Source organism: Spirosoma aerophilum, assembly GCF_054782495.1.
Genome location: NZ_BAAGSJ010000001.1, coordinates 358697 through 373505 on the forward strand (window position 1 = coordinate 358697; position 14809 = coordinate 373505).

A 14809-nucleotide genomic window follows, 5' to 3' on the forward strand; every position below is an offset into this window, starting at 1 on the left:
AGTGATTAGATTGGGGTTTTGGACAATTAAGCCGTTTAGTATTCTTGAGACGGAAAGATGAGGATAAATTCACTAATCTGTCATCGGAAACGACTTAAATTTTTCTTAAATTTGAAATAAAGACTCGAGGCTGGCCGTCCATCTTAACAGACGTTTTGTATAAATCATGCGGTCTATGGCTGGCTTACTTTCTGCTCATTAACTTATCGATGACCGTTTCAACGCCCAACACCCAGCAACCCGCCGATTACCTCAAACGCTATTATGGGTACGACCGATTCCGGCCCATGCAGGAGGCTATTATCCAGTCTATTCTGAGCGGGCGGGATACGGTTGTGCTGATGCCAACGGGTGGTGGCAAGTCCGTTTGCTTTCAGATTCCGGCGCTCATGCTGCCTGGTCTGACCGTCGTGGTTTCGCCCCTGATTGCCCTGATGAAAGATCAGGTAAACGCCCTGCACATGAATGGTATCCAGGCCGCTTACTACAACAGCACACAAACCGGCCGGGAGCAGCGCGAGATTGAAGATGACTGCATCAGCGGCAAACTCAAGCTTCTGTACGTTTCGCCGGAGAAATTGCTGACCGAATCGTTTTTTCAATTTTTGAGTTTAACCAACCTCTCCCTGTTTGCCATCGACGAAGCGCACTGCATCTCGTCATGGGGACACGATTTCCGCCCGGAATATACCCAGCTGCATGTGCTGAAAGAGCAGTTTCCGAAGGTGCCAACCATTGCCCTGACGGCTACCGCCGACAAGCTGACCCGGCACGATATTGCTACCCGGCTCGGTATGAACGACCCGGCCATCTTTGTCGATTCGTTTAACCGCAAAAACCTGAGCTTGCAGGTATTGCCGGGTCAGAATCGCATTCAGCAAATTATCCGGCTGCTGCAGCAGAAACCCGATACGTCGGGCATTATTTACTGCCTGAGCCGTAAGTCGACCGAATCGTTGGCGGCCAAGTTGCAGGAGAAAGGCTTCAATGCCGCATTTTACCACGCCAAGATGGACCCCGCCGACCGCTCGAAAACGCAGGAGGCTTTTCTGCGCGACGATGTCCGGATCATGTGTGCCACGATTGCCTTTGGCATGGGAATTGATAAGTCGAACGTTCGCTGGGTGATTCACTACAACATGCCCAAAAATATCGAGAGCTTTTACCAGGAAATTGGGCGGGCAGGCCGCGATGGCGCATCCGCTCAAACCGTCCTGTTCTACAGCTTCGCCGATGTGGCTACGTATAAAGAAATGCTGGCCGAGAATAATCCGGCCAACCTGGGTTTACAGTTAGCCAAGCTGGAGCGGATGCAGCAGTATGCCGATGCGCACACCTGCCGCCGGCAAATTCTCCTCTCTTACTTCTCGGAAGAGCTTCCCGAGCCCTGCGGCAACTGCGACGTTTGCCGCGACCCGCGTGTTACTTTCGACGGCACCATTCTGGCCCAGAAAGCACTGTCGGCCATCATTCGTACCGGCGAGCGGGTGCCCATGAACCTGCTCATCGACATATTACGAGGCTCCCGCAGCCAGCAGGTGCTGCAGGGCGGCTACGATCAGGTGAAAACCTACGGGGCAGGCCGCGACATTCGCTTTGAAGACTGGCGGAATTATATCCATCAGCTCATTAACATCGGGGTTATTGAAATCGCCTACGACCAGCACTACGCCTTACGGCGGGGCATCCTGGCCGATCAGGTATTGTATAATGGCCGAAAAATCGACCTTGTCCGGCCCGATGATGCACCGAAACCGGTGGTCGAAAAAACCAAAACCAAATCCGAGACCAATCGCGACGACCTGTTCGAGCGGTTACGCGTACTTCGCAAGCAACTCGCCGACGAGCAGAACGTGCCGGCCTATGTTATTTTCACAGACACCACCCTCGAAGATATGGCTCGTCAGCGGCCTGTAACACCCGATGCCCTGCGCAACGTGAGTGGTGTTGGCGAGCGCAAGCTGCAGCTGTTTGGCAAGCGTTTCCTGGACGAAATTGTCGGTTACGTTCGGGGACGGGTGCAGGCGGGCGAAAAGCCAAAGGGGTCGACCCAGTTGGTTACCCTGGACCTCTACAACAATGGTCTCTCCATTCAGGAAATTGCCGCCGAGCGTCAACTCACAACGGGCTCCGTCGCGAGCCATCTGGTCCAGTTGGCCAAATCGGGTTACGACATTGATCTGGTATCGCTGATCGACCCTATCGAACGTCGAGAAATTGAAAAAGCCATTGCTACCGTAGGTATGGAAGAAGGCCGTTTAAAGGCGGTTTTCGATCACCTGGACGGTCGCTATGATTATGGCAAACTCACACTCGTGGCCGGGCTTTTATGAAAATAAAATCCTGTTTTCAGGCGAACCGTTGGATAATTCTTAGAAGATAATTTGGTATGTAGCTGAATATCTGTTAAGTTCGTATTCTATAGTTAGACAGGCCCGTTACTTCGGTACGGGTTTTACTGTCTATATGTATCACAACAACTAATGCAATTTTGATAAAAGAAGTAAGTTTTTCACTGCTCATGGCCGCGATGAAACCAGGTATTGGTTCATCTATACCGGCCCTCGCACTGCCCCATTTCGGGGCTGATACGAGCCGATCGTTTTTGCCAGCGAACGGGCTGAACAACCCACAACTTTTAGTCATCGACTCAACGAACCGTCCCTTTCCAATTTATTTTTGTGGTGAAGAGGTCCCAGTAGACCAACCCCACGTCTCTCGTCGATGGCTACAAACGCTCCGGATATACGGTGCTCAACAGGAGTTTCTGCTCGATTTACGCTCGCGTGCTTCTACCTTTTTTCCGATCATTGATCCTATTCTTCGGAAATACAAGATCCCCCGCGATTTTCGCTTTATGCCGCTTGCCGAAAGTGCCCTCGATAACAGCAGTGTATCGTATAAAGGCGCATCAGGTTACTGGCAACTAATGCCTGCTACGGCGCGTGAACTCGGACTAAGAGTCGATGGTGAAGTGGATGAACGCTACAATCTGCAGAAAGCAACCGTTGCCGTATGCCGGCATCTTCACCAGTTGTACGGGCAGTTAGGCTCCTGGACATTGGTAGCGGCTGCCTATAATGGCGGCATCACGCACGTGCGGAACAAAATGGAGCAGCAAGGCCAATCGAACTATTACCGGCTTCGGCTTCACCGCGAAACAAGCCACTACCTGTTCCGCATTCTGGCCTTTAAGGAGTTACTCAGTAATCCGCGCCAATATGCGGTTATACTCCGCAGCTCAACCATGGCCGAGCTCATGAAACCACTACCCAGCTGGCATAAACCACTGGCCCTTCCCAAGAAGATCAAGGACTCCCCTACTATCGAACTGGTTGACGAAGATAACTCGCTTCTGGCCTGGGGACCCCGCCCGAATACGACACTGACCCGGACCTTATCGGAAGCCGAACAATTAATTGCCAGCGCGGCATCCGGCCCCCCTCTCTCTGATCTGGAAAAACAAGGTCAACATCTGCCTATCAAAAAATTGATGATGGGGCTAATGGTACTTCGGTTTCGCAGACCCCGTTTCCTTCAGTGGAAAAAAGGAGAAGGTATAAGACCACTACATTTTTGGGATTGGTTATAATTAACATTTTTAATATACTAAAAAAGAGCCACTTATACTAAGTGGCTCTTTTTGTTTACTATATTTTCATATAACTAATTAATAATATATTAATTCTCATTTAAACATATAAAATTAGCCATTGATACGGTTACATGGCATAGCTTTTGCGGCATAAAAGGTATTATCTGACAGTACCCACCATCTCAATATAGTTACCATTTTTTTTATAGTAGTCTACATTACGAGATAGCCTATATGCTAAAACCTGTACTTACCTGTTTGACAAACTTGTTGATTTCTTTTGTGTGGATAGCCGTGTTTATTATAGGAAGTGCTTTTTCCCTTAATGAAACCTCACACAAATTTACCGTACCCACGGCTTTTACAAAGTCAGCATCACTAGGCTTTGATCCGCGACTAACAACGGCTTTACCACCCGTTTACTTCTGTGGTGAGTCGGTACCTGTACACGAAGAGGTTGTTGCACGTCGCCTGGTATCGGCACTGGTACGTAACACCAACCAAAATGAGGCTGTACTGCGCATTCGGCAACGGGCAGCCGTCTTTTTCCCCATTATTGAACCCATTCTGGCTCACCATGGTATCCCTTTGGATTTCAAATATCTGCCTTTGGTAGAAAGTGCCCTTCAGGGGTTTGCCGTTTCGCCGAGAGGAGCTGCCGGCTACTGGCAGTTTATGCCGGCTACGGCTCGCGAATTAGGGCTGACGATTGGCAACGGCGTGGATGAACGACGCCATTTGACCAAATCGACAAATGCGGCCTGCCGCTATCTACGCTATTTATACAACCGGCTGGGGTCCTGGACACTGGCGGCAGCGGCCTACAACAACGGTATTGGTGCTATACTGAGCAACATTAGACGGCAGCAACAGCGCGACTACTATTATTTACGGCTGAATGCCGAAACGGGTAAATACCTATATCGAATTTTGGCCTTCAAAGAGTTATTCGCCAATTACCGGCTCTACAAAAATCTCATTCCGGAGCGAATGATGGCCAACCTGGTGGAACCCCTTGGCAACATGGGTGAAGCCGACTTGTCCAACGACGAGGTACTCATTCCAGAAATTGTCATGAATGATGCGACAAAAGAAGCGGTGGACACACCCATACTTGAAGGATTGCCTACGGTCAAGGGTCAAACAAATGACATTCCGCTACCAAACGCAGCAGCTGTATTTCGGGGCGGTATAAAGGCTAAACTGGTAGAGCCATCGGGCTTGCAACGCGGTCAGGTCTGGGTATTTCACCTAACTCGGGACGGCATAGCAGGTGGTCGTGAAGTAGAAGAGGGCGATATTTTATATGCCGTTGTTGAAGACATTGATGTAAAGATCAACAAAGTTTACCTGCGATCTGATAAGCTGTATTCACCTGCGGAAAAAGAAACGTATGGCCTTGCTCTATCAGCCGTGGATGCCTCCACCGGGCGAATCGGTATCAAGCTGTCAGAATTATCACGGCTGCAATCGGGCTGGATATTAACCTGGAAAGCACTTTAACGGTTGTGTGTAGCGAATGGGGCGGATAGTAATGGCCGTTCGCTACACATCCCCCCATTCCTTGTTGAACTAAACAACGAACGGCGATCGTTTATCAGGGGATACCATCGTCTGTTTGCTTTGACTCAACTCGCCCGACAGCTTACCATCCTGATTTTTATCGGCTTATGCGTCCCTTCAACCATTTTGGCGCAGCCCAGAAAGAAGGGTCTACCGAAACCTACTCCGGCTCGCGTTCATGTTCTTACGAAACAAACGGCGCTGAGCCCGGCCCGGTTGCACTTCAGCGGTGAGATTGTACCCACTGAGCAAGCCGACGTGTCGGCCAAGCTGGCGTTTGCGCTGGCGGGTAGTTCTGGCTATGTGAATCATTTAAATGCACTCAAGGCACGCTCTGCCCCTTTTTTCGCTACGATCGAACCCATTCTGGGAAAATATAACATTCCAAACGACTTTAAGTACCTGCCTCTGATTGAGAGTGCCTGGCAGTCGAATGCCGTTTCATCGGCCGGAGCGGTTGGCTACTGGCAGTTCATGGACGATACGGCGCAGGATATGGGGCTTTCCATTACGCCCGGAAACGATGAGCGTACCGATCTCGTCAAGTCAACAGTAGCGGCCTGTAAGTACCTGAAGTTTTTGTATGGCAAACTAGGTTCCTGGACATTGGTAGCGGCTGCCTACAACGGGGGCGTTGGCATGGTACAGCGAAAAATCACCAAAGTGGGCCACCGCAATTACTACTCCATGACCATGAATCCCGAAACGGGCTATTACCTGTACCGGATTCTGGCCATGAAAGAACTATTTACCAATCCATCTTACGGCATTGGTTCGGTGGGCCTTATGCTGGCATCGGCGGGTGGTGATGCCTACGAACAGGAACGGGCACAGGCCCGCCGGATGGGCTGGCTTCAGGATCAGGAACCGGAGCTGACGGGCGTGCCTGTTGAGACACAGTTCGATCCATTCGATCAGCAAAGTAAGTCTGCCACGGGGCGGAAAGAAGCCGTTGTCATGGATAGTTTATTGACCCAACTCCTTAAGACCCGATCAACCACACCCGCTGTTTTTATTGGCGATGTAACGGCTCGGTTGGTAAAGGCCGGTCAACCCAAAATAGGCCAGAGCTGGGCTTTCGCCCTGACTGACGATGTACAAATTGAGGAAAACGACCTCAAAACCGGCGACATGCTCTATGCGGTCATCGATGATATTGATACGCGCGGAAATCTGTTCTTTCGCGCCACCAAGGCTATCTCGGCCACGACAAACACAGCCATTCCCCTTACCCTGATAGCCATAAATCCGGCTACCGGCCTGGCTGGTCTTCCGCGCCCCAGGGTTATACCGCCTGGCTGGGTCGTGCAGTGGAAACTATGAGGAGCTTCTATCACCAGCCATCCGGCTCGATTAGCGGCACTGGCCCGTATGTATTTCGACAGTCGCCGGGGGGAATGATCTGGCTGCTGATAAAACTGACCAAAGCCGGGTAAAAAACAACTTGTGGGTATTCCTGCTGCCGAAGCCGCCGTCGGGCAACAGACGTAACGGCAAAATAGCCCCTCGCTAAATCGGTCGGTTCAGTGGCATTCACCAGATTGCCCGTTACAGGCGCTGGCAACGGATCGAAAATGCTGCCGGTGCGGGCGTTTTGCTGTTGGTAGAGTTTCCAGAACTGGTAATTGGCCTGCGTAAGTGCGTACTGCTGCACTTCCACCAATTGGGGTGCAACGGTATAAATAGGTACCTGGAGTACAAATTTTCCCCTCAACGGATTACCGTTAATGGCTTCATCACTAAATATATTCAGGACATTATTCGATACCGTTGTCCAGCACCGGTTGTTGCATAAGTTGGGACTACCCAAACTACAGGGCACCCCTACCGACAGCCGATTTGTGTAGCCATAGGCCGTCCAGCGGTAATAATTCTGCTCAGTACCCGGATCATTCGTATTAACACCATACGAAAAGGCATAAGGAACGGCCAGGTTGCCCGTTTTAACCAATGTCGCTGAAATGCTGTCAATAGAAGGCACGGCAGGCATTCGTTCTGGCTGGGTCACGTAGCGTCTGCCGTCGGTCAGTGTCACCGTCAGACTATAGGCGCGGCCCACCTGCCCCCGAAAGGTGGCATCCGTCGTTTGATACATGCCCAATCCTAAGGAGGCAAATTGGATGGAACGACCCTGATCATCGGCAAGTGTGAGCTGAGCGTCTTTTACATATTGATCATTCACATTCTGCCCATTTTCGCCACCATATTTACCCGTGTAGGTTAGTCGGACAGTATAGGGCGGTGCTTCGTTGGTAATCTGGCCTTCCACCACCAAACGGGGTGCTTCGGTCCGAATAGGCAGTTGAACCTGATCGATGCAGGCCGCCAATACCGTCAGTGTAAGAATAAAGAGGATAAACTGACGCATGGCTAAAAGAAGAAGTTGTAGGCAATGGAGGGAATCATTGTACCAAAGACCGACAGTCGGTACGATTCTGTCCGCTGGTTAAAGCGCGTAAAATAAATGGAGTACGGGTTTTTGTGGGCATACACGTTATAGATACCCAGCGTCCAGATGCCATAGCGTTTCTGCGCTTTGTTGAAACGGGTATCTTTAGAGAAAGCCACATCCAGCCGATGATAGTCGGGAATACGGTCGGCGTTCCGGCGCGAGTAGTCCAGTACCGGTTCATTGTTGTAGGTGTACAGCCCATCGGGATACGTAGCGGGCACTCCGGTATAATAAACGAAATTGCTCGAAAAAGACCAGTTGTGCGACATCGACAAGCGGGCCTGCACATTGAACGTGTGTGGGCGATCAATGTAGGAAGGGTAGTAATCCCCCCCATTGATGCGGAGTGCATCGAATCGGGTCTGTACGGCAATCAGCGAGCGGGCGTACGTATAATTCAGCTGGCCCGTCAGCCGTCCACTATTTTTGCTCAGGCCAACCTCAACCCCGTAGGCTTTCCCGGCGGCCGGTACTAAGGCCGTTTCGAGCTTCGGGTTTAGAATCAGGTTAGCCCCGTACCGGTATTCGATCTGGTTCTGAAGCCGTTTGTAATACCCTTCTACGCTGACCTCGATACCATTGTCGAGAAAATTCTGAAACAGTCCCAGCGATACCTGATCGGCTATCTGGGGAGGCAGGTACCGATCGCTCAGTTTCCAGAAATCGAGGGGCGTAATGGCCGTTGTGTTCGAGATCAGATTAAGGTATTGGCGGGTTCGGCCGGCACTGGCTTTGATAGCTGTATTTTTAGCCAGCTGCACACGTAAGGCCAACCGGGGCTCAAAACCACCATATGTCTGCGCGGCCTGACCAGACCGGTACCGTACCGAGTCGGTGACCGTTTCGGGAGAGCTTGGCACATTCTCCGCGTAACCATAAACGGTTTGCGGACCCAGCAAGGCAAAGGCCGAATACCGCAACCCAGCCATCAGGGTAACGCTTGGCATCAGCTCCCATTCGGTGTTGATATACGCGCCCAGTTCACGCCCCCGTTCGGGGTTTGTTTGTTTTGGATTGATGCTTGACTGGTCGCCGGTTGGTCGAATGGCACCGGTCTGAATACCGTACAGAATGGCGTTCAGACCGGCCTGTATTTTGTGTTTCTTCTGTATCGTATAAAAGACATCCGCTTTTCCCTCCCGCTGCTCAATGTATGAGGTGAAGCGAAAACCCAGATTGGGCGTTACCCCGTCGACATTCAGGTGGTAGCCGCTGTACAAAGCCGCCAGGTTGACCTGCACATTGGGCCGGACAAGATAGCTCCAGCGGCCGGTCAATACGGTCGAGTGCCAGCCGTAGAGCGTATCGCCCGGAAACTGAAAATTATCCTGACTCCGGTAGGCCGACAGCGAAATCGTATTTCGTTCGTCGGGTGTATACGTTAGTTTGAGGTTACTGTCGTAGAAGAAAGCCCGGCTGTTTTTAACACTGGCCGTCGGAAATAATTGCAGCAGGTAATTCGGAAAGGCAATGCGCCCCCCCGCCAGTAAGGTTAGCTTTTTCGAGATCGGTCCATCGACCACCGCCCGTACACTTACCGGACTTAGCCCGCCCGACACGCGCCAGCCATCCTTGTTCCCGTTTCGGGTACTCATCAGCAGCAACGACGATACGCGTCCGCCATATTGTGCCGAAAAAGCCCCTTTGTTCAGGCTCACATCCTGCACCATGTCGGGATTGATGTTCGTATAAAAACCCAGAAGGTGCGAGGTATTGAACAGCGGTGCCCCATCCACCAGCACCAGATTCTGATCAGCGCGCCCGCCCCGCACATTAAACCCGCCTGCTCCTTCACCCGCCGTTGTCACCCCCGCCTGAAGAGACAGCGCTTTGAGAATGTCGGGTTCTCCCAGTACGACCGGCATTCGTTTCAATTCAGGGATACTGAGTTGAATCTGGCCCATCTGCACATCCTTGATGTTTTTATCCTTACGAACCGCCCGAACATCCACTTCCTCCAGGTCGGTAGAACGGGGCTGGAGATAGTACTCGACGCGTTTGTTGAAGTCCAGCACAATGGTCTCGCGCCCCCGGAAGTAGCCTACAGCCGAGACATAAGCGGTAATAACGCCCGGTGGATGACTGATCGAGATAACACCCACACTATCGGCCTTTGCCCCGGCTTTGGTTTCGGCAATGAATAAGCTTGCCCCGGGAATCGGTTTTTTTGTGACGCCGTCCCGAACAACAATACTCAGCCGAAGCCGCTGCTGAGCCACGGCAGACGAGCAAAACCCAATAAGACATAAGACACATAACAGGAGTAGCCGTACCCTCATAAGGTTGAGTCGTGGAATAGTCTATAAAAAGAGCCGTAATCTACAAAAACATGGGCATACGGACATTAGCTGGCGTGGGTATTAATCCGGCAGGCGCGCTTGCTGGCGCGGGTATTTACCCGTGCCTTTTCATAAAGTCAGTATTCACTGATGCAAGCGAATGCTTGCTATATAAGAAGGCACGGGTAAATACCCGAGCCAGCAAACGCGCCTGCCCGCGCCAGCAAAGCCCTCTACTTCACTTTTGCCAGTGCTTTTCGATAGGTATCAATGGCACGTTGCCGGGCCATAACATGATCGACTATGGGTTTTGGATACGATGGTTTATCGACCTCGGGCACCCACTGCCGAATGTAAACGCTTTTCGGATCGAACCGCTGGGCCTGAGCGGTGGGGTTAAAGACCCGGAAATAAGGAGCCGCATCGGTCCCGGAACCGGCGGCCCACTGCCAGCCGCCGTTGTTGGCCGACAGGTCGTAATCGCGGAGTTTCTTACCGAAATAAGCTTCACCCCACCGCCAGTCGATGAGCAGGTGCTTGCACAGAAAACTGGCGGTGATCATTCGAACACGGTTGTGCATCCAGCCAATGGTATTCAGCTGACGCATCCCCGCATCGACAATCGGATAGCCCGTTTCGCCCCGGCACCATTTGTCAAACTCGTCTTCGTTGTTGCGCCACTCGATCTGATCATACTCCCGCCGAAAAGAGTATTTCTCGACATGCGGGAAATGATCGAGCACCTGAAAATAAAAATCCCGCCAGCAGAGTTCACTCAGAAACGTTTGGTCATCTGCTTCCTTTGCCTGCCGGACCAGTTCACGGATACTGATCGTACCAAAGCGTAAGTGAATACTCAGTTGGCTGGTACTATGCGGCAAAGCCGGGAAGTCACGGGTTTTGTTATACGTATCGAGAAGTTTATCGGATACTGTCTGGGCCGGAAAGGGCTCACCAACGGGCTGAAAGTTCATGTCGTTCAGTGTTGGGACGGGTAAAGGGTTCGTTTGCCAGAACTGCTTAGTATACGTCTCTATGGGATACGACTTCAGGTAAAAATCGGTTAGTGTATCCTTCCACTTTCGACTGTAGGGCGTAAAAACCGTATACGGCGTCTTCTTGCCACTGAGCACCTCATCGCGCTCAAAAATGGCCTGGTCTTTACTGGTGTGAAAGCCGATGCTGTTTTCTGCCAGCAACTCGCCAATGGCCTTGTCGCGTTCTTTGGCGTACACTTCGTAATCGTGATTGGCAAATACATCGCCAATGGTATACTCTTCAATCAGCGTCTTCCAGACGTCAACCGGTTTCCCGTAGCGCACAATGATCGTTAACCCTAGTTTGGCCAGTTCATCGCGCAGACGGTTTATTTCCTGAACCAAAAACTCGACCCGACGGTCGAGCCGATCTTCGAGAGCGTCGAGGATGACTCGGTCGAAAATGAAAACAGGAAGAACAGGACGGCCACTTTTGAGGGCATGATACAAAGCAGCGTTATCGTGCAGACGCAGATCGCGCCGAAGCCAGACCAGCGAGAGCGGTTCAGACATATCGTTTGGTGGGTTTGTTTATCGGCTAACCCTTCGTGAACCAAAAAAGTTAAAGCACAAAAAAAACCGGACGATATAACGTGTTTTGATACACGCTATGTCGTCCGGCCAAGGTATGCTGTCTTTTTTATTCTGGCTGGAAGCGAAGCCGAACGGTATGCAGTTCGCCCGTTTCGGTACCATACCCATTTATTTTCTTACCCGTCAGCTGACGAATCAATGTATTATTGAGTTGTTCGTTCTTGCTGAACACTTCCAATTGGCAAAGTTCATTGGCGGCATTCACCTTGAATTGAATCACGACAACACCCGCCTGTTGGGTTGGCTTGAGTGCATCGGGATATGTAACATATTTCGCCAGTTGGTTTTCCAGCGTTGCCTTGGCGGCCTTGGGTTTACTTGTGGTTATAGGCGCAGCGTAGGCTTGCGTTGCCAGGAAGCCTACCAGCATGAGAAGAGCAAAATTCTTTTTCATGACTTCTAAGTGATTAAATGATTGAATGATAGCGTACCTCGCAATAACCTGACAGGCAGCAGCCCCTTATGTTATCTTAATGTTACGTCAATGTTATGCAAATATTAACAAATTGATACTAAAAGCAATATTATCTTTTTAGGCGAGCTTCATATTATTTGGCCATATCAGCTGTTTGTATTGATTACGAAACATTAATACAAATAAAATTTTACTTGACACGGCAATTTTGCACAAATAACAAAATTATATATAAGTACCTTTTATTAACTCAATGTTAAGTTTTACAATTTATAGTATTAAATCTACTGTTATTTACCGCGAAGACCATCGTTTACGATAGAGTTACAGGCTATAAACGCTTAAAAACACAAATAGCCCGGATGGTACATCCGGGCTATTTGTGTTTTTAAGCGTATTATTTTCAGGCCGTTTCTAACTCACGGTTTGTCCGACGCAGGCGCTCTGTTGGACTGATACGCATCAGAATACGATTTTTAATGCGCATCCATCGTTCATATAGTTTCGACTCTTTCAGGAAATTCCACTTTTCGTCTTTCTGTTCTTTCTTATGCTCTTCGGGGTCGTACTGCATACCCGTACACAGGCAGTGTTTGCGATTGGTACGCGTCAGAATGTCGAAGTTCGTGCAGGTCTGGCACCCTTTCCAAAAGGCATCATCGGCGGGTAATTCGCTCAGAGTCACGGGCTGGTAGCCGAGATCGGAATTAATTTTCATCACCGCCAGACTCGTGGTAATGCCAATGATCTTAGCCGTTGGGAACATCTTCCGCGACAGTTCAAAAGCTTTGGCTTTGATGCGCGTGGCAATACCGCTTTTGCGGAAGTCCGGATGCACGATCAAACCGGAGTTAGCCACGAACTTACCGTGTTCCCAGGTTTCGATGTAGCAGAAGCCAACCCACTCGCCAGTTAATGTCATAGCGACAATGGCTTTGCCTTCCAGCATTTTTTCCATCACATAAATGGGCGAGCGCTTGGCAATACCGGTTCCCCGGGCTTTAGCACTCTCTTCCATTTCATGGCAGATGGTTTCGGCTAACCGCAAATGATTTTCATTCGCGACTTGAACGATATAAAGATCGTTGACTATTTCGGGTGTGATCATTGTCGTTTATTGGGCGGTGGTGAAGCCGCAAAACGGAGACAGCGTAATCCGTGCTGGTTTGTTAAGTGAATAAAACGGGAAAAACGGCGGAAATAGTTTACCACATAGGCAAACAAAATGATATAGTCCTTTCGGACCTAAACCGAAATGGCGTAGTATGGAAGAAAGTAGGTAGATAAACTAGCTTTGCCATTGGTCTTGCGCTGAAAACGCGGACAATGTTAGAGAGATTATCCGGGTCTTGCAATAAAATAACGGTTTTTTTACAGGATAGTTCGGGAATTAGAAAAACATATTTATTAATCGTTATGTACTACATGTCTGTATAATCCTAATTTAATCTATAAGACGATAGATTAACCCGAACTGTGATCAGTAGTAGCCTATCTCCTGCTTATTCGCCTACCCTTAGTCAGAGCCGATGGCTACGTTACAGCGTGTTCTTCTACCTGTATGTGATGCAGGGTATTCCGGCTGGTTTTTCCTTAACCGCCCTGGCCAATTACCTCACTGCCGAAGGAGTGAAGCCATCCAGCATCGGGTCTTTCGCGGCTATTGTCGGGCTGCCCTGGGCCTTTCAATTCATTTGGGGACCCCTCATCGACCGGTATCAGGGTTCCGCGATGGGTCGGCGCAAACCCTGGGTTGTCGGGGCTCAGTTTATGGCCTTTCTGGCGTCTTTAGGAATTTTACTGGTAAAGGATCCTGTAGCCCAGATATCAACGCTGGCGTGGTTTTTTTTCGGACATAGTATTTTTGCGGCTATTCAGGATGCCAGCGTCGATGCGATGGCGATTACGGTTATTGCCGACGATGAACGGGGGCGCGTCAACGCGTTTATGCGAGCGGGCTTTCTCATTGGTATCGGCGTTGGCGCGGCCGTTTTCGCTCACCTGCTCCGTACCTACGGCTTTTTTAATGCGGCCCTCACTCAGTCACTCTGCCTGTTAACCTTAACGATTCTAACCTTTTTTATCCGCGAAAAACCCGGCGACAAACTGCTTCCCACCTTCAAGCGTTCAACAACGGTTCTTCTAAAAACGGATAGATCTCAGGCACTGCCGGACTACACGTTCCGATGGTTATTTACCGAGTTATTCAGAGGGCTGTTTGCCAAACGAAGTCTCCTTTTATTCGGCTCGGTTGTGGCGGGTTATGTGAGCATCAGTTTGTTTTCCAGAGCCTATAATTATCAATTAATTCGGGTACTTGGCTGGACCGATACGTCCGTATCTGTGCTGACCGGCACCTACGGTATGCTGGTGGCCACGGGAGCTGCTTTGCTGGGCGGCTACATCGCCGATCGAATCAGCCCCCGACGACTACTCGTGATTGTACTGGCTGTCGTGGCCGTCTACCTCATCAGTTTCAATCTCCTGTCGGGTTACTGGACTCGGCGTGATCTGGCTCAGACGGGTCTGGTAGCGTTGTATTTTATGGATCCCAGCATTAGTGTAGCGGCCATGCCCATGCTGATGGCCATCTGCCGGAAAGGCGTTGAAGGGTCTCAGTTTACGACTTATATGGCCTTTGTCAATCTGTCGGATATTGCGGGTTCCTACCTGTCGGGCCATGCGCTGGATTATATCTCAGCCCCAACGATTGGCCTTTTAGCAGGCGTGCTGGCAACGGTTGCCCTGATTACTATTTTCCTCACCGTCAGACAGTACCGCGTTGAGGATACCGTTCAGGAACAGCCGATGTCCTAAAACAGACTTCGTGTTAATGGCCATACAAGTTCGTCGTTTGATTAGTAGCTTGCAGAT

General features: G+C 50.3%; 10 protein-coding genes. 5 read left to right on the top strand and 5 right to left on the bottom strand.

Annotated features, from left to right (window positions below):
- Positions 1 to 209 precede the first annotated feature (209 nt).
- From recQ to ACYVK4_RS01410, 4 genes are all read left to right on the top strand, one after another.
- Complete coding sequence (recQ, locus tag ACYVK4_RS01395) at positions 210 to 2333, top strand: DNA helicase RecQ (protein ID WP_461125696.1); 2124 nt, start codon at positions 210 to 212, stop codon at positions 2331 to 2333.
- A 188-nt stretch (positions 2334 to 2521) separates the two neighbouring features.
- Positions 2522 to 3592 (top strand): lytic transglycosylase domain-containing protein, encoded by a 1071-nt coding sequence (locus ACYVK4_RS01400; RefSeq protein ID WP_461125780.1) that lies wholly within the window; start codon positions 2522 to 2524, stop codon positions 3590 to 3592.
- A gap of 261 nt (positions 3593 to 3853) precedes the next feature.
- Positions 3854 to 5098: a lytic transglycosylase domain-containing protein gene (locus ACYVK4_RS01405; protein WP_461125697.1), complete on the top strand. Its 1245-nt coding sequence runs from the start codon at positions 3854 to 3856 to the stop codon at positions 5096 to 5098.
- 120 nt (positions 5099 to 5218) lie between these two features.
- On the top strand, positions 5219 to 6481 hold the full coding sequence (locus ACYVK4_RS01410) for a lytic transglycosylase domain-containing protein (RefSeq protein ID WP_461125698.1): 1263 nt from the start codon (positions 5219 to 5221) through the stop codon (positions 6479 to 6481).
- Between the two features lie 10 nt (positions 6482 to 6491).
- Here ACYVK4_RS01410 and ACYVK4_RS01415 read toward each other — a convergent pair whose 3' ends face one another.
- From ACYVK4_RS01415 to ACYVK4_RS01435, 5 genes are all read right to left on the bottom strand, one after another.
- On the bottom strand, positions 6492 to 7526 hold the full coding sequence (locus ACYVK4_RS01415) for a DUF4249 domain-containing protein (RefSeq protein WP_461125699.1): 1035 nt from the start codon (positions 7524 to 7526) through the stop codon (positions 6492 to 6494).
- Positions 7527 to 7528: 2 nt separating this feature from the next.
- Positions 7529 to 9889, bottom strand: coding sequence for a TonB-dependent receptor (locus tag ACYVK4_RS01420; RefSeq protein WP_461125700.1), 2361 nt, complete (start codon positions 9887 to 9889; stop codon positions 7529 to 7531).
- A 233-nt stretch (positions 9890 to 10122) separates the two neighbouring features.
- Positions 10123 to 11439, bottom strand: coding sequence for a cryptochrome/photolyase family protein (locus ACYVK4_RS01425; protein WP_461125701.1), 1317 nt, complete (start codon positions 11437 to 11439; stop codon positions 10123 to 10125).
- A gap of 127 nt (positions 11440 to 11566) precedes the next feature.
- Positions 11567 to 11914: a hypothetical protein gene (locus tag ACYVK4_RS01430; protein ID WP_461125702.1), complete on the bottom strand. Its 348-nt coding sequence runs from the start codon at positions 11912 to 11914 to the stop codon at positions 11567 to 11569.
- 424 nt (positions 11915 to 12338) lie between these two features.
- Positions 12339 to 13043 carry a GNAT family N-acetyltransferase gene (locus ACYVK4_RS01435; protein ID WP_461125703.1) on the bottom strand — a complete coding sequence of 235 codons (705 nt, stop codon included), beginning with the start codon at positions 13041 to 13043 and terminating at the stop codon, positions 12339 to 12341.
- 368 nt (positions 13044 to 13411) lie between these two features.
- Between ACYVK4_RS01435 and ACYVK4_RS01440 the strand changes: the two genes are divergently transcribed.
- Positions 13412 to 14752 (top strand): MFS transporter, encoded by a 1341-nt coding sequence (locus ACYVK4_RS01440; RefSeq protein ID WP_461125704.1) that lies wholly within the window; start codon positions 13412 to 13414, stop codon positions 14750 to 14752.
- Positions 14753 to 14809 lie beyond the last annotated feature (57 nt).

Coding starts and splice junctions, on each gene's coding strand:
- ACYVK4_RS01400 (WP_461125780.1), top strand. CDS start 2,522: ATGGCCGCGATGAAACCAGGTATTGGTTCATCTATACCGGCCCTCGCA.
- ACYVK4_RS01430 (WP_461125702.1), bottom strand. CDS start 11,914: ATGAAAAAGAATTTTGCTCTTCTCATGCTGGTAGGCTTCCTGGCAACG.
- ACYVK4_RS01425 (WP_461125701.1), bottom strand. CDS start 11,439: ATGTCTGAACCGCTCTCGCTGGTCTGGCTTCGGCGCGATCTGCGTCTG.
- ACYVK4_RS01420 (WP_461125700.1), bottom strand. CDS start 9,889: ATGAGGGTACGGCTACTCCTGTTATGTGTCTTATGTCTTATTGGGTTT.
- ACYVK4_RS01435 (WP_461125703.1), bottom strand. CDS start 13,043: ATGATCACACCCGAAATAGTCAACGATCTTTATATCGTTCAAGTCGCG.
- recQ (WP_461125696.1), top strand. CDS start 210: ATGACCGTTTCAACGCCCAACACCCAGCAACCCGCCGATTACCTCAAA.
- ACYVK4_RS01415 (WP_461125699.1), bottom strand. CDS start 7,526: ATGCGTCAGTTTATCCTCTTTATTCTTACACTGACGGTATTGGCGGCC.